We start from the raw sequence: 17,174 nt of genomic DNA on the forward strand, positions 1-17,174 counted from the left end.
GAGTTTTTAGCGCTTTTTTGCTGATGTGGAGGGCCATGACCGCTGTACGGAAGAGGTGAAGTGGTTTGGAGTTCCTGGTTTCGCAATCTTGGCGCAATTTGGTTAGCGCCTAGACTGCGTAAACCTAGGTGATTTGGTCAAACTACATTAATTACCTCAAATAGCGATTGGCAAAGAGTAAGTCATCTTATTTCACTGCATGATAACTTCCTCTTTTCTCTGTTGGTCGTAAAATCTAATGGTGTCTACTGTATTTTCAATGTTCTGCTTGGACGATGCACCAAAAAGTATCGATTCTACATTGGGTAAATTACTTACGTATTCCAAGGCTTCCGAAGCGGGAATTGCACCCCCGCCAAGGACTTGCATTGCGATGACTCTGCATCTGCCCTCGCTTAGCACTTTTTCATACAGTTCTTTCCCTCCCGACATTCTAAAATTAGCCTTGTTGATGGAAGCGCAAATAATAGGATTGCTGATTCCACCTTTCTCCAGCACATCCAAAAGCTTGGGTAGATTCATCGTAATAAATCCGGGCTCCGCGTTGTATTTCTGGCGAACATAATTGGCGAAGCCAATAAGGAATTCGTCCATGCCAAGTCCCAAAAGGAGGTCGGTCATTACGTTTTGGATAAAGATGACTGGCGTGTTAATTCCCTTGAACATTTTCATTTCAGCATCAATCATCAATTCCATGATTGAAATGTAGTCCTTTGAGATGTAGGCGACTCCTCCTTTCAATATAGACCCCAAGAAATTCCCGGGAACGTATTGTTTCAAAGTACCGGCGATACCCATTTCGGTCACAGCGTTCGCATATTTATGGGCATAAGGCATGCAAGGGTAGATTTTGAAGTCCTGGTATTTAACCGGGTCTTTTCGGATAATCTCGCAAATGTTGGCGATTCTGTCATGGGTAGTACACATAAAGGTGTTTATCCCCGCGGCAATCGCAACGTCTAGAGTCTTAATAATTGCAGAATCATCTTTAAACTTGATGGACTGCGCACGTGATTTTTCGTCTGAAATGTGGTTTACAGCGAAAAATTGGTTGTCGCCAAAAATTATTCTTTCCATGGTGTTAAATTCTTGATTGGTTCTTGATTAATGAGATCGAAGTGTCTGTTTTCCAAGCACTGTCAAATGTGTTGACATTGTTTTTGTTTTCGCGTTTCACGGATTTTATGAAGTAGTCTATTTGAGCCGAGTATTCTTCGCCCCTTAGGTAAAAATCCACTTCTTCTGTCAGGTCGGTCACATATTTTACATTCCAGCCTTTTGAATATCCCTTTGGAAGCACATCACCTTTGAAGTACACCTTCAGTTCATTTGCGTCAGATACAATTTTACCTTCCGTTCCGATAATCGTGACTGACGTCGACATTTTTCGGTATGTCTCATCGCTCCAGTTTACAGAAATTATACCCGTTGCCCCTGAACTTGTGCCGACCAATGCATAGACCGAATCATCCACATTTTTTGAGTAGATTGACTTGAGAATGGAGCTTTTGCAGGATTCTATTGGAGAAATAATGTCATTGATTAGATCAATAACATGCGATGCATAGTCCATAAGGCATCCACCTCCTTCGCTTGGGTCGGATCTCCAGGTTTCACTTTTTTTCTTTATCACCACAGGCCCATAAGCTTCGCCTTGGAAATGCGTGATTTCTCCAATAGCAGAGCTAGCGACCAATCTTTTTACTTCTTTGAAAGTGCCGACAAATTTGTTGTGGTATCCGACTTGGTTTACAACTCCCGCCTTTTTGGCCAACAAAACGAGCTCACCGCTTTCGTTTGGGTTAAGACAAAAGGGTTTTTCGGTGAATACGTTTATGTTTCTTTTTAAGAGTTCCTTGACCATTGTGTAGTGGTACTTGGTGGGTACCGAAACGAATACAGCATCAGGCTTTGCCTCCTCCACCATCTTCAAGTAGTCGGAATAGCATTTAAAACCGCTATATCTCTCGAGTACGTCAACAATGATTTTTGACGTGTCGCAAACTCCTACAATTTGCACGTCAGGATGTGCTCCCAGAATCGACAGATGGGACAATCCCATTTTTCCTGCCCCGATTAATGCAATTTTTACCATTTTATAAAGTGAAATTTGTTGTTTTTGTATTAAACCGATTAAAAAATTACGTTTATGAAATTTAAATGATTGAGTCAAAGTACTGGAAATGTTATTTGAAAAGCAAGAAAATGCATATAAAAATTTTTTCAGCGAGAAAATTTGAGCAAAAATTGCCGGTGTCTGGTCATGGTTGACCACCACTTTCTGGAAGCTAGCGGTTGTGTGTGGATTTTGGGAAGTAAGGGATTGGCTGGCAGCTTGGGCTGACAGTCGGCTTTTCGGATCCTGCTTATAGTGTCTTCGTGGTATTAGTTGACTGAGGGAAGTCCGTTCGTCGATTTGGGTGTATCAAAAGAACTATAAGTGTTACGCCTATTCTATTAGGGGTAAATTCGACGGTTCGCGTAGGCTCAATGATTATTCAATTCTCATTGATGCTAGACGGATCTCAAGCTTAGTGCAGCATGTCGCGTCGAACGAAATATTTTTTGCTTGCGAAGAGACGGATGTAAGTGGGGAAAAACAAGATAGAGTTTCCTTCCAAATAGTGATCCGGTATTTCATCAAATGATTTGATGGCGGCTTCCCAGTACATGTTAAGTGTAGTTCGAATTCTTGTGACAGTACTTTAGTAGTCCGAGAACTTTAAATATTAGGTAATTAGCCTATGGCTATTGTTTAATCGACAGAAAATCTCGGCAGCATGTTGTCCTCCGAAAAAAATTTTGATGGATCAGTAAACTACGGCTAGAGTAGACTTTTTGCCCTGTTTAGGCTTGTTTTTTCAAACTATTTTGGGAGATTTACGGCACATAAATGTATTTCAAATAAAAATAAATGCAACTTGATTGGAGATTTACCTGTTTATTCCATAGATTTATCGTCGGAAACAGGAAATAAAAACCCCTTGCTTCTTTTAAAAGACTTTTTAGAAAAAAACAGTTAAAGCCATGGCTACCACAATTTCAAAACTTAGCAGCGTTGAAAGCTTTTCTCCGGATTTCATCCTTAATAGGTATTCGGTAAATCTTTTGGACAGTTCACAGGTGACTGCCAAGAGATTTTTTGATTTCATTATGGTGAGTCTTTTTCTGGTCTTTGTCGCCAGCTGGTTATTTCCGATAATCGCCCTGTTGATAAAGATTGACTCCAGGGGGCCTGTTTTTTACAGGCAACTCAGGCATGGGCAAAATAACGTGCCGTTTTATTGCCTAAAATTTAGAAGTATGAAATTTGAACCGGAAGACCATTTTCGACAGGCTTCTAAAGACGACGCGAGGGTTACAAAAGTAGGTGCCTTTCTCCGAAGAAGCAGTTTGGACGAATTGCCTCAGTTGTTGAATGTATTGATGGGTGAAATGACAATAGTTGGTCCAAGACCACATGCTGTACCTATGAACAAAGAGTTTGCGGAGAAAATTGAAAATTTTATGTGCAGACACACCGTAAAGCCTGGGATTACGGGGCTTGCTCAAGCAAAGGGGTATCGAGGGGAGATCAAGGATTCCTTCGATATGAACGCGCGTTTGAGATATGATCTCTTCTACATAAAAAACTGGAGCTTTCTGCTAGACGTAAAGATAATTTTGTGGACATTTTATAGCTTGATCTTTAATAACGAGAATGCCTATTAGATTTTGCTGTCTGGCCCGCCATTTTGAAGGTGTGTCATCTTAGGACGTGATTGAATCTGAAGTCGAAATAACCAAACAAATCTTACTTCTGGCAAAAAAGTCTTAAAATCGCGTGAGGGTCATATTAGAGAATGTAACAACCTCATTGGAACTAGTTTCAATGAGGTTGTTTTTTTTGGGACATTGATGAAGAGATGTCGGACCTGTATCTTTTCGGACTCGTTCAGACCTCCAAAAGCCTTAGAAAAGACAATAATGAAACACGAATTTTGAGGAGGTTTTCCTTGGAGAAAATTATTGGGTCAATGACTTCAATCCTGGTAGGGTTTCCTTAGACAATGCCGTAGTAGGCATTGTCATTTTTTAAGGTAGAAAGCCATCATCCACTTATTTCAGAAAAAGGCTGGCTCAAAAACAAATTCTACGGCGATCATTGTTGGAATTGAAAAGTTCCATTTTCCTATTTGAGACACCAAAAGAATCTCAAATCAACCCAAGATTTCGGATCTTCTTTTAGTCACCTGAAAAACATTTTGGTGATTTTTTTCGGGTAAGGGGAAAGATTTGCCAAAACTCTATCAAGTAGCATCTCTACCTTTAAAACTTTCAGAAGAAGAGATTTTCTACCCGCCTATGAAGAGGAATTGACCTTAAAAAAGGAATTCCACCATCGAGTACCTTTATTAAACTGTGTATGTTCAGTTGCCGGTAAGTTGCTTCTTCCTCCCTTTCTTGGACGTGCGGAGAAGAAAATCATCTTATTAATAGGGGTCTGGAAGCGGTGATCACATTGCCCAATGAATCTGTGGCATAAACGTAAACCCGGTAATTTGATTTATCCTCAGGCACTTTTAGCTCTACCATCTGATAGTTGTTGACATTGTTCACGATCTCCGAGGAATTCTTCCAATTTTTGTCGTTGAGCACCTTCCATTCATAAGACAAGCTGCCCGAATAAGAATTCGTCACCGCGGCACTCATCCATATCTGCTGTCCGGGCTCGACGGGGTTCCAGTGGCCTACCACGGATATCTCCGGAAAGATGTCATGATCCAACACCGTGCCCTTCCACGCGCTTTGCAAATAGTAGTATGAAGGTTTCAACCTTCCTTTGTAATCGGTGATCCCAAACCATGTAGCAGTACCTTCGTACCTATCCCTCCAGCTAAAGGCAAATCCTCCCAAATTATATCCCTCATTGTCTTCGATGTAGTCGGTCCATTGCCTCGCATACCAATCCGCCTTCGATACTGATGAAAGCTCTATCAATAGACTGTCATTCCAATAGTCTCCATACTCGTGGCTCCAGTAGCCCTTGGGGCCAAACTCAGTCACAGCGTAGGGTCTTAGTGTATCAAATCGGGAAAAAACATCCTTTAAGACTTTCAAGTTTTGTTCATAGTAGGAGTTTATTCCCAGTACATCAATGGATGGGGCATAAGTAGCAAAATCATGTACTGCTGCCAGCATCCGAATATGGTCGTGTTCCTCAGAGGAAAACACCGGGCGGGTAGGGTCGATGCTGTGTATTTTTTGGGCCAAGTTTTCCAAAAACTCCAAATAGGCTCTTCTTGTGAGGGTCAGATAGGGTTTGGCATAGTATTTCTTCAACAAGCCCCAGGTTTCATTTCCGATATTCCAAGCCACAATGCTTTTTTGCCCCTTATGTTTTTTAACATAGCCTAAAACTTTGTTTTCGTAGTCTTCTACTGCTTTCTTATCGCTGTAGTAGTCCACCTCTGGATCAAACCAAAAGCCATACATAATTTTCAGATCGAACTTCTCCGCGGCATTGAAAATATTCCGGTCATAAATCCCTGGCTCATACCTGCGGATTGTATTTGCCCCGGATTCTTTTATTTGACGGAAATCGTGTTCCAATTGCTTTTTGGTCAAGGGGTAAAATCCTTCTTGCCAGTCGTGGCCTGTGTTGTAGCAAATTCCTTTCATGAAAAAAGGTTCTCCGTCAACAATCCATGAAAAACTCCCGTAGCTGCCGGTGATGTTTTTATGGTGAGTTGGAAGGGCTACTTCATTTTCCGCTCTTTCATCCGCTTCGAATGGTGCGTCAAATTCTTTGAGTGTCGAGGATACCGAGGCTAGGTCAAAGGTCCAATCTATGTATTTTTCCTCTTGATTGGGCCTCCAGTCAGTCACCCAGTTCTTGTCCAAATTACTGTAAAATAACACCGCCGATTTTATCTCGGGGTACCTCGTGATAATACCTGAAAAGGAGCGCTTGTTCCATGCCGCTCCATCTTCATCGAAAGAGGTGGAACCAAATTCGGCAAGCATTACCGGGAGCTCACCCAAGGACAAGTCTGTGATGCTGTTGCGAAAAGGCAAATAAATTTCCTCAAAGCTTTTCGATTTTTTTTCCTGACTCGCCTTTGCGTAATTCAGGGCAGTAAGTCCTATCCAGTCCACATACTGCGATACTGAGCCGCCATTTCCATAGGGAAAATAATCTCCCATCCCTTCAGCAGACCATGGACTCCATACCCAGCTCACGTTCTGCACCCCAAGTGCCTCAAATCGGTAGTGGACATGGCGCCAAGCGTTCTTAAAGTCTTCAGGTGTATTACCCCCAGAAGAAGACCAAGGATACATGGGGTTTTCCATTTCATGCGCAAAGCGCAAAAAAACCGGTGAGTCTAGAGATCTTAGGCTCAAGGCCATCTGGTCGATATAGGAGTCAAAATACCCTTCTGCAATGTAATGTAGCACCTTCCTGTTTTCTGCGATGTCAGGGTGGTCCTTATACTGAGCGAATAAATTCGAAAAGGGCTCCCAGGTAATCATGGGTATTGCTCCGTGGTCAACTATTGCCTTCCAATGATTTTCGGGCAATGATCCATCCCCCCATGAAAGGTAGGTGGATACAATTGACCATTTGTGTTGGGCCTGTTTTTCCGATTCCTTGATGCGACGAAGGTCACTTTCCGATTCTAGGGATGGAATATAGATTCCAGAATAAAATCCTCCCAGTTGCTTTTCGGCGACCGATGCCTCTCTTGGATCGGGTGTTTCTTCGGAAAAGACCTCAGACGAAGAAAAAGTAAACAACAATGAAGAAGCTACCACGAGGCAGGCAATAATCACAGGAGCTGCGATTTTGCTGAATTTATGATAGGAAATATCGTACGAGGCAATAGGTTTGGCAGACTTCCAATTTTTCCAAATATTCCTTACAGCAAAAACCCAACGGGTCTGTCCAATCGCAAATGCTAGGAAAAAAATGACTGCGTTGGAAATGGCAAAACTTGCCATAAGGAAACTATAGGGTTGCCAATCTTGGTTCAATCCATAAATTGCGGCTGCCAGCGAAATAGCCGAAACGACCAAATTAGGCAGTCCAAGCAAAAATTCGTTTCTGGAGGTGTACTCTTTTGGAGTGGGGATATAGGGAACCTTAATATTAAGCAATGTATAGATAAACCCAACCGTGTACACCCACCAAGTGCCTACTCTTAAAAGGCCGCCAAAAACATGGATACCCTTTTCATGCTTCCCATGTAGCCAATTTTGTGCGTACAGCCTCACGATCAGGTTCATTGCCAAAAATGGGGTGTAGAATAAAAAAAAGACGATGGGATTTAATATCCAAGGATACTCGCCGGTCAACAAAGAGCAAATCGGAACGGCAATATCTATAACGGTAATCAGGCCAAACAGATAATAGACCGGCATCAGGCCATAATGGACATTTTGCCTCCAAGTAAACTTCTTGAATAGCTTTGGAAAAAGGTTGATCCATAGGTCAAACGTACCTCTGCTCCATTTCAACTGTTGCTTGTAGTATGCTGACAGGCTACTCGGAACCAATCCTTCCGACAAGATTTTTGGGACGTAAACTGACTTCCAGCCCTTGGAGTGCAGCAACATCGATGTGTGCATGTCCTCGGTGAGACCCGGTGCATGCCCTCCAATGGAGTCCAACGCTGCCCTGCGAAAGGTGCAATTCGCGCCTATCGCCTGCGCTGTTCCAAAGTTGCCCATGGCTTGCATAAAGGGTCCATAAAACATATAGGTCTGCTCGGCAGCAGCCCTGGCGACAAACGTCTCGGCTTGGTTATAGTACGCCTGGACAATCTGGACATATCCAACCTTGGGGTCGTCAAAATAGTGAAGCACATGATCCAAAAAATCAGGAAATGGTACATGATCGGGGTCTAGTATCACACAGATTTCACCTTTAGCCTGTTTCAATGCATTATTTACATTGCCAGCTTTTGCATGTTCGTGGGTACTTCTGGTTACATGAATTACTCCCAATTCCTCACAAAGGCGCTTCAATGCCGGATCATTCCCCTCATCGCAAAGATAACTGACATGGGGGTACGTGACCGCGACCATGGCTCTCAAGGTCTGCTCAAACATCTCGTAGGGTTCGCCAGGACAAGCTGTGGTGAACATGTCCACTGTCCGAAGCGGTTTCTGCTCAGCTGTGGTGACTCGCAGCTCTGGACTTGAAATGTTAGTATAGTGATACCACTCAAAAAACACTTTCAGTATTTTGAAAAATAGAGCCGTTGTGAGCAGACCAAACAAAACGGGGTGGCCGACCCCTACCTCTTTAAAAAAACCGTACAGAAAAACCAAAAGGGTCAGTAAGGCTAAGCCTACAAGAAGTTTCAGGAAGTTTTTTTTGGTAAGCATAGTACTGATGGGTGACAATCCAATGTGATTCTAACTATTATGTGTAAAAACCGCAAAGGCCATTTGAATCTATTGTTGGGTGGTCGAAATTACAAATATTTTAATTCCAGTTGTCAAAGGACGAATTTTTTAAAACATATAAAAAAGAGCTAAATCTATCCTCAGAACCAGAGGCTAGCAAGTCTCCACTAATTTTTCTTCAATGCCAGTAGGAAAACAGATATACTCGATAAATAAATGGAATCTCCATGAAAAGAATATCTGATAGTTTTTTCTTATTTGCAGAATAAGTGACAGGTGTCCTAAAATCTGATATGAGAATAAGTAGTGCTATCCTTTTTGTATTAGCGATCAATTTGTATTGCTGCCAAAGCCCAAAGCAGCCGAACCAAAATCGAACCGTCGAAGTGGTATATAAAGATGGAAAAGCGCAATTGTTGCGACATGGCAAACCCTACCACATTAGGGGAGGTGGAGGACACGAACAGATGGAAAAGTTGGCTCTCTATGGTGGAAATTCAATTCGCACTTGGACTACGGAGGATGCTGGAAGAATTTTGGATGAAGCCGAAGCAAATGGATTGACAGTAACCCTCGGATTGGAGGTAGGGCGCCAGTGGTGGGGAGAGGATTTCAACTATTGGAATTTGGGAGAGGTCGATCAAAAAATAGACGAATTGAAAAAAGTCGTTGAAAAATATAAAGACCATCCTGCCTTGTTGATGTGGGGAATTGGAAATGAGGTATATCTGTTTGGGGGAAACAGGCATATCATCTACCATACGATCAACAAAATTGCGAAAATGATACATGAGACGGATCCCAACCATCCCGTCATGACCTCAATCCCAGTTGGCTTTGAATTTGACAGATATACGCTTTCATTTTTACTGATGCCTGATGTGGACATTTTGGGCTTCAATGCTTTTGCACGCTTGCCTGACGTCTATAGTCAGGTCTATGGACCTACGGGTTGGGGTAAACCCTATATTTTATCGGAGTGGGGACCTTCTGGACATTGGGAACTGAAGGACAATACCGAATGGGGAGCGCCAAAGGAACTGAGCAGTTCAGAAAAGGCCAAAATTGTAGACGGATACTGGGAAACTATCGAGAAAGACAGCGCCTTATATCTGGGTAACTATGCGTTTTATTGGGGACATAAATTTGAGGTTACCCACACCTGGTTCAGTTTATTTTCTCAAGAGGGCTATGAAACAGAATCTTTGAACGTGCTAAGATCCAAGTGGTCTGGAAATGATTCGATCAATTGGGCACCGCGGATAGACAGTGTAGGGATTGAATCGACTATGAGACGTTACAACTATTATTTGCTTGGAGATTCTGTCTACCAGGCATCTGTCCACGCCCATGATCCGGACAATGACAGCTTGTCTTATCGTTGGGAATTGAGACACGAAGGATTGGATTTTTACCAAAGTGGGAAATTTGACTATAATATGGAACACTTGGTGTCAGAGGGAAACAGTGAAACAATACGGTTTCAAGCTCCCAAGGAAATCGGGGGATATAGGCTTTTCACTTTTGTCTATGATGGGCAGGGCAATGTAGCCACACATAATATTCCTTTTTATGTGACGTCAAAATGACCTTTTGGAAAATAAACAACGTTGCCCCAGATTGATGTTTTAGGTCATCAAAATGAATGCAGTTTTTCTGAGGGGGTGATTCGATTGTAGTGGGGCACTCCTCCTCTTGAGGTGGGATGCTTGGCTTTCGTCTCCTGTCGGCCTGTTTTTCTGGATAGCCTTAAATCAAAAGTTTCAAACCTAAGACAAAAGTCAAAGATTGATCAGGATTGAACGCCCGCTTACCGCTGCCAAAACACCGCCAGGCCGTCTTTTCCGGCCACTGCAATGTCTGTTTTTCCATCTCCGTTGAGATCAGTGACTGAGAAGTGGATGCCTGTGCCTTTGCCCACTCCCAGCGGGCCGTAGCTGATCACGTTTTTCACGAAAGTCTTCCCATCCCACTTGAAATAGTAGAGCCCAATCTCGTCCAAGCCTCCTGGATCTTTGCCGTTATGCGCGCGGTACCGCTTGCCGGTGACTAGCTCATTCTTCCCGTCTCCGTCCAGATCCACCCATTCCATGGCGTGGTATTGGGCATGATAGGGATCGATGGGATGCTTCGCAAAGCTAATTTGCCCTTCTCCGTCCCGCTTTTGCTCCATCCAAAACAGACCGTAGTTATGTCCCATACCGAAGATGAGGTCATTGAGCCCATCCCCGTTTAGGTCAGTGACGATGACCGGTACGCTGATGTCTCCCAGATTGAAGCTGGGATGGAAGTTCCACTGTCCTGTCCGCAAGTCCGCGGGAGCCTCATACCAGCCGAAAGAGGAAATCAGGTCTCCAAATCCGTCTCCATTGATGTCACCAAATCCCAGTCCGTGGCCCTGTGTCTCAAATACCTCATACTTTTCAAATTGATTGGGTCCGATCCATTTGTAGAATGCCAGTGGTTTGCGGGGTGTATTGGGTACAATCTCCAGCGTGCCGTCCCCGTCTATGTCCCAGGCCCGGGTGGACTCGATGTTGCCAGTTTCCGCGATCAGATGTTCTTTCCATTCGCCGTTGTTGCCGGGATTTTCCTTCCAAACCAGCTTTCCTTCAAACCAGCCTCCGGTCACAAAATCCATCTTGCCGTCCCCGTTGACATCCATGGAAATGGTCGAGAAGTCCTCGTAATACTCACCGTACCTTTTCACCTGTCCGATCAAAAAGCGATCCCTGAATTCCGGCCCCTTGTACCAATAGCTGCCCGAGACGAGATCGATGTGCCCATCCTTGTCCACATCAAAAGCTCCGACGGACTCGTTGCTTTCGAAGGCGATCAGCTGCTTTTCAAAACGGAGATTTTGGGCTTGGGAAAAAGCAGAAAAGGAAAAGGTGAACAAAAGAATGGTAAGTGGAAAATTAGGTCGTTTCATTTAGGCATGATTGGGTTGGAATGCAAAGAAAAGAAACACGTGCAATCGAAGGTTGTCAAAATTGGAAAATGAGCTATCCTGATCTGTATGTTTTGGAAGCAGGAATTGGACAATCCCCAAATTCCAGTTAAACTTCACGGAAGTTCCCACGGCATGCACGATTCTCAAGTTCAAAAATATCGGGTCTTTTTCGCAGTTCCCCCAAAAGTTCATCTCTTGGATCTATGCGGGCCGGCGCATGCCTTTTACGAGGCCAAGGTGCTAAACCCGTCTATTGAGATCTTTTTCATTTCTCTCAAAGGGAACTCCGAGGAAAGTTCGAGCCCAGGTTTGGGCATTAACAGCTTACTGGACTTTAGGGACTTTGAGCTCGGACCTGCCGATTGGTTGGTGATCCCTGGGCTGGAGTCTGAAATATATTTTCGTGGGGGATTTTACCAAACGATTCAGCCTTTTCTGGATTGGGTACGAGTCCAAGCCGGGAATTACGCCAAAGTTTGCTCGGTTTGTACAGGGACATTTCTTTTGGCGAATGCAGGAGTGCTCGATGGGAAATCTTGCACCACGCACTGGAAATACCGCGAAGTCTTCGAACGGCTTCACCCCACCGCACAGCTTATGGCCGATCGGCTTTTTGTCAAAGATAGCAACATCTACTCCAGTGCGGGAGTTGCCTCGGGAATTGATCTTTCGCTTTTTCTTTTGGAGGAGGTTTTTGGGTCATTGTTCGCTTTCAAGGTAGCAAAAGAGATGGTGGTTTTTCTCCGCAGGATGCCAAATGACCCGCAGCTGAGCGTCTTTCTTCAGTTTCGAAACCATCTGGAAAACCGTATTCATCAAGTCCAGGATTTGATGGCAAATCATCTGGATCAGCAGCTTTCATTGGAGGACCTGGCTGAAAAAGTAAATACGAGCCCTCGTAACCTCAGTCGGCTTTTCAAGAAAACGGTGGGAATCACCCTGGGAGAATATCGGGACAAACTCCGTTTTGAGAAGGCGCTACAACTTTTGGATGGTGGGGAAAAGGTAGAAGTCATTGCCTTGACTTGCGGACTGAAGAGTTCCAACCAACTCCGTTCCCTGCTCAGAAAATACCGGGACCTTATTCCTCAAAAATTGTCCTGATCCTGCGTACGCTTGTCCTTTTTTCCCAAGCTTGTGGATTTTAGTTTTGGAAAAAAGATCAAGATATGAAGCGGCTTTTCTTGTGGGTGATAATGGGAACTATGATTCAGACTTCTCTTTTGGGGCAAAGTACAGGCGAAAGCAGGAGCTACGTTTGTCCTCCCTGTGGCAGTTCCTGTGACAGCCGGGATTTTTCCGGTCCCGGTACTTGTCCCCAATGCAATATGACTTTGGTTGAAAAAAATAGGGTCAAGAAGATTGCTTTTTACCTTCAGGATGGGGTAGAGGTGTTGGATTTTGCAGGGCCGATGGAAGTCTTTTCCTATGCGGGGTACAAAGTCTTCACCGTGTCGAAGACCAAGGATCCGATCAAGTCCCAGGGTATTTTGAAAGTCATTCCAGACTATTCAATTGACGATGCACCAAAGGCAGACATCTTGGCTTTTTTTGGAGGAAACGCCTCCCGGGCATACCAAGACTCTTCGGTTATCGAATGGATTCAAGGCCAGACAGAAGTTGAATATCACTTTTCGGTTTGTACGGGAGCTTTTATGCTTGCGGAGGCGGGGATCTTAGACGGGAAGAAGGCTACCACTTTTCACAATTCTCTAAACAGTTTGGAAGAAAACTACCCAGAGATAGAAGTGCTTCGAGAAGTACGTTTTGTGGACAATGGAAAGGTAGTGACCACAGCAGGGATTTCTGCCGGCATCGATGGCGCACTGCATTTGGTCGCAAAGTTTCAAGGACTCAATGCGGCTAGGAGAACAGCCTTTTACATGGAGTATGACAATTGGGTGCCTGGGGATGGTTTGGTCCTTTCCGGCGATAGCCCCTATCAGTTTGCCACAGCGGGTATCAATTTGGAGGATTTTGTAGGGAAGTATTCGCATTTCGATTCTGGGGCATTTGACTTGACTTTAAACAAGGAGAACCAAACACTATATGCCGAGATTCAGGGGGTAAACTATCCGATATTCCATGAGTATGAGGATGTTTTCAGTGACGTGGAGGGGGGAGAGTTGATCTATTTCCAGAGGGGTGAAGACGGGAAAATCAATGGGTATAAAGTGCAAGCTGACGGTGAAGTTTTCGCAAAATTGAACTAGATCAATCCGCAGTTTCTGGACCTTTCATATCAACAAAGTGAAGGGCGTCCTTCAAACGAAAAATCCCTCCAGTTTGAAGCTAGAGGGATTTTTGTCATTTGAGTTACTTGTTCAGCTTTGTTCCTTTGGTTGAATCCCACACGAACATATCAGCTATCGAACTCTTCAATAGTTGACATTCAGCTTCTGCTTTCATTTTTCCAGGGGATGGGCTTTCAATAGTTCATCAGGGCTATAGAAGCCCTCTTTATCTTTTATTTCCTCCCGAATTTGTTTTACCAGATCGGGCGAAACTGGCGAGGCTTGGTTGCCAAAGGAATTCCTGACATAGGTGAGCACTGCGGCAACTTCCGAATCGTTAAGCATGCCTTCAAATGGAGTCATGGGAACTTGGCCAGGGTAATCCCGGCCGGCTACGTTGATAGGTCCCAGAAGTCCCTTGAGCACCACTTTAATCAGCCTTTCCGGACTTCCCGTCACCCAAGGTGTGCCGCGTAGTGGAGGGAAGCCGGAAGCATTGAGTCCCCCGCCGTCGGGCTGATGGCAAGTGGAGCAGAACCCTTCTCTGGCATAGATCTCCTTACCCAAGACAAACAATTCTCGGTCAGAGCCAGTCAATGAGGATTTGATGTCTTCCTCTTTCTTCGCTGCCACTGAAAGCCCATTGAGATGGGCGACGGCTGTTTCCAGGGTTTTGGGGATCCAGGTATTGTCTTGGGGCTGCTTTTCCACTTCTGCAAGGATTGGGAGGCCTTGGTCCCTAGGAAGCCAGGATGCTGCGGCGATTACCTCCATCCTCACTCTGCCATTGGTATCCTTGGCGGCTTCCATCAGTAACTCACCTTGGTCTTTGACCTGATGTCCAGTATATCTGAGTACCCGTACGGATGCGGCTCTTACACGATAGTCTTCTGACTTTAGGAGTTGTCGGAGTAGATCTTGGTTTACTTGGTTGGCTCCCCAGGTCACCCAAAGAGCTTCCAGGCGGTTATGCTCGTAATTGGGCTCGTTTTTGTCCAAGTCGGCCACCCATTTTTCCACAGCGGCAGTCACCTCTTTGGCATCACGCCCGCGCAGTTCGCGCTTGGTTCGGTACCGGGTTCGATACTCTGGCATCTTGAGGTTTTCCAAAAGCTCTGGAATAGTAGCTCCGTCGATTTTGGCAGGGTTGAGCAAAGGTCTGGAGGGATAAGTGAGACGGTAGATTCGCCCATGCACGTGGTCCCGAAGGGGATCTCTGGCGTTGTGTTGCATATGTCCAATCAGGATATTGTGCCAGTCGACGATATACATGGAGCCATCAGGGGCGATCTCCATGTCAACCGGGCGGAAATTCCGGTCTGAGGAAGTGATCAAATCCTGTCTCCATTTGGTCACAAAGCCGACAGTGTCTTCGAATACCTGATGCTGCTTGGTGCCGAGGAATCCGATGGTGTTGTTGATGATCAGGTCGCCCTGAATCTCGTCTGGAAAGTGGCGGCTGGAGATGAATTCGAGGCCAGAAGTGGGGCGCACCATGTGGTCTTTTTCGATCAGGTTTGGCCCCTTGTAGTTGGCATTGCCGTAGCGCGGAAGCACGGAGCCTGGCAGCATCCAGTTGACGTTCGGGCCGGAAGTTTCCGCGTAGAAGTTTTGTCCCCAATTGTCAAAGGCGATGCCCCAGGGATTTGGAATGGAAACTTGGTTGACGCGCTCCAGCTTGTGTCGCTTGGGCTCGTAGCGATAAAAGCCCCCATTGGTCGCACGCACTGGGCCGTAGGAAGTCTCGATATTGGAGTGCAAAAATACGCCCTCGGCCATATAGATGGCGCCAGACTCATCAGTGGTAAAGGCAGAAATGGCGTGGTGTGTGTCGTGGTCGTCAAATCCGCTCAGGAGCACTTCCTTGCGGTCCGCTTTGTCATCTCCGTTTTCATCGACAAGCAGGATCAGATTGTTTCCCTGCGATACGTAGACGCCCTCTGCCGTGATCTCGAAGCCAACCGGGATGTGCAAATTGTCCGCAAAAGTAGTTTGCTTGTCAGCTTTGCCATCGCCGTCCGTATCTTCCAAAATGATCAGTTTATCTTGTGGCCTTGGATCGCCCGGCTTGTAGTGGGGATAGCTTGGCATCGTAGCCACCCAGAGTCTTCCTTTGTTGTCAAAGGAAAGCTGCACTGGATTGGCTAGGTCTTTAAACTCGTCTTCGGAAGCGAATAATTCAATCTTGTAGCCTTCGGGTACTTTGATCGTTTTCAAAGCGTCCTCTCCGTACTTGTATTCTAGGCTGCCGTTTTTATCGGGATTGAAATTGGTCTCCACCTCGGGGAGGGTTCTGGTTTTTGCATCCGAGGCAGCAAGATCCTTGCTTTTGCCTTGGCTGGCTTCCCAGATCGCGGAGTCGCGGATGGCCGTCATCTGGCGTATCTTTTCCAGCTCAAAGGGATAATTGTCTGGCCCAAAAGGATCGTAGCGCCTCCCGAAGACGTGAACGCCATTGGGAATTTTGTAGTCGTTGGTCCACATCCAGTTTTTCTCCATCACCGCCTGGTGGATCAGGTCGCGGTTGGCACTGGCTTTGGGTTTTTCCTTGCCAAAAAGCTCGTCCGCAAGAAATACCGCAAATTTGCCGTAGCCTTTCTCATTGAGTTGAGAACCGTCGATCGTGAGAGGATCGGAGGAGTCTGCGTACCAGCCTTGGCTGGCATCAAAGGCGTCCACAAATACCAACTCATGTTTTGCTGCCACTTCGCGCATCGCGTCAGTGTAGAGTTTGAGGTTTTCGTTTTCGGCCACACCGTTCGGCACGTCGATCAGTTCACTGATATCTTCAAAGGCAATTGGAGATACCAATGCGAGTTGGGGAGCGGATTTGCCATTGTACTGTTGTGACTTAGAGTGGATGACCCAAGCCTCCAGTTCTGCCCGGAAGTTTTCCAGCTTTTCTTTTCCCTGAAAGGATTCATTGAAGCCAAAAAATCCTACCACGATATCAGCTTGGAGTCGGGTTAGCCATTGATCCGGCTTTTCGAGAAATCCTTCGCTGCCTGACGGGGTGGCATATTCATCCTGAAACTCCTCGGCGCCGGGAAAGGCCCAGGGATCGTTGGTGCCAGATCGAGGCCGAAAGCCGGGCGTGTCTCCGGGATCACCCAGGTTGCGGATCAACAGCGTGCTATCTGGATAGCGGAGGTGCATTTCGGTTTCAAAGAGTCCATACTCCTGCATGCGTGAGGCAAGGTTGTTGCCTACCAGCGTGATATGGGAGTTCTTGTGGAGTTCGAGGGTCTGCTTTTGAGTGCATTGAAAAGTAAGTAGCCCTAAAACGAAAAAAATGAAAATATTTTTCTGGGGATTCTTAAACATGGGTGGATATTATTTTGCTTTAAGACTGGAAACCTTGATAATAATAAAGTGAGTTACAAATTAATTGATTACAAATAAAGAAGGCTTTTAGAATGCGTATTTATACTATGTGAATGGTTTTTTCGGGCGATACGGCAAAATGGCTGAGTTGCATTGTGTTCACAGCATCGTTTGTGCAGTCTTAGTTTTCCTTTTGGCTATTCGGGGTATTGAGAGGAGGTTTTGCCTATCTTGGCAAAACCTCTCACAATGTTTACTACAGAAGACGTCTC

The 17,174-nt window shown here is 45.3% G+C and carries 9 protein-coding genes; 4 read left to right on the top strand and 5 right to left on the bottom strand.

Annotated elements, in window-relative coordinates:
- Nucleotides 1–192: 192 nt before the first annotated feature.
- Nucleotides 193–1,077 (bottom strand): aldo-keto reductase family protein, encoded by an 885-nt coding sequence (locus J0A67_RS20270; RefSeq protein WP_206571216.1) that lies wholly within the window; start codon nucleotides 1,075–1,077, stop codon nucleotides 193–195.
- Between the two features lie 4 nt (nucleotides 1,078–1,081).
- The gene (locus J0A67_RS20275) at nucleotides 1,082–2,173 is read right to left on the bottom strand and encodes a Gfo/Idh/MocA family protein (RefSeq protein WP_241265277.1); all 1,092 of its coding nucleotides are present in this window, start codon (nucleotides 2,171–2,173) and stop codon (nucleotides 1,082–1,084) included.
- 854 nt (nucleotides 2,174–3,027) lie between these two features.
- Between J0A67_RS20275 and J0A67_RS20280 the strand changes: the two genes are divergently transcribed.
- Entirely contained in the window at nucleotides 3,028–3,711 is a 684-nt protein-coding gene (locus J0A67_RS20280; RefSeq protein ID WP_206571217.1) for a sugar transferase, read from the top strand.
- A gap of 753 nt (nucleotides 3,712–4,464) precedes the next feature.
- On the opposite strand, the gene J0A67_RS20285 is transcribed toward J0A67_RS20280, so the two are convergent.
- Nucleotides 4,465–8,370, bottom strand: a complete 3,906-nt coding sequence (locus J0A67_RS20285) for a glycosyltransferase (RefSeq protein ID WP_206571218.1) — start codon at nucleotides 8,368–8,370, stop codon at nucleotides 4,465–4,467.
- A gap of 314 nt (nucleotides 8,371–8,684) precedes the next feature.
- Between J0A67_RS20285 and J0A67_RS20290 the strand changes: the two genes are divergently transcribed.
- Nucleotides 8,685–9,980 (top strand): DUF4434 domain-containing protein, encoded by a 1,296-nt coding sequence (locus tag J0A67_RS20290; RefSeq protein WP_206571219.1) that lies wholly within the window; start codon nucleotides 8,685–8,687, stop codon nucleotides 9,978–9,980.
- A 221-nt stretch (nucleotides 9,981–10,201) separates the two neighbouring features.
- Here the strand turns inward: J0A67_RS20290 and J0A67_RS20295 are convergent, their stop codons facing one another.
- A complete protein-coding gene (locus J0A67_RS20295) occupies nucleotides 10,202–11,323 on the bottom strand; it encodes an FG-GAP repeat domain-containing protein (protein ID WP_206571220.1) in 1,122 nt (373 codons plus the stop codon).
- 87 nt (nucleotides 11,324–11,410) lie between these two features.
- On the opposite strand from J0A67_RS20295, the gene J0A67_RS20300 reads away from it, so the two are divergent.
- Together J0A67_RS20300 and J0A67_RS20305 are read left to right on the top strand one after the other, a co-directional pair.
- Nucleotides 11,411–12,448 carry a GlxA family transcriptional regulator gene (locus J0A67_RS20300; protein ID WP_206571221.1) on the top strand — a complete coding sequence of 346 codons (1,038 nt, stop codon included), beginning with the start codon at nucleotides 11,411–11,413 and terminating at the stop codon, nucleotides 12,446–12,448.
- Nucleotides 12,449–12,513: 65 nt separating this feature from the next.
- Complete coding sequence (locus J0A67_RS20305; protein ID WP_206571222.1) at nucleotides 12,514–13,557, top strand: DJ-1/PfpI family protein; 1,044 nt, start codon at nucleotides 12,514–12,516, stop codon at nucleotides 13,555–13,557.
- Between the two features lie 192 nt (nucleotides 13,558–13,749).
- Here the strand turns inward: J0A67_RS20305 and J0A67_RS20310 are convergent, their stop codons facing one another.
- The gene (locus J0A67_RS20310) at nucleotides 13,750–16,902 is read right to left on the bottom strand and encodes a PVC-type heme-binding CxxCH protein (protein WP_206571223.1); all 3,153 of its coding nucleotides are present in this window, start codon (nucleotides 16,900–16,902) and stop codon (nucleotides 13,750–13,752) included.
- Between the last annotated feature and the right edge of the window lie 272 nt (nucleotides 16,903–17,174).

It is taken from the genome of Algoriphagus aestuariicola, assembly GCF_017254835.1.
Taxonomy (GTDB): Bacteria; Bacteroidota; Bacteroidia; order Cytophagales; family Cyclobacteriaceae; genus Algoriphagus; species Algoriphagus aestuariicola.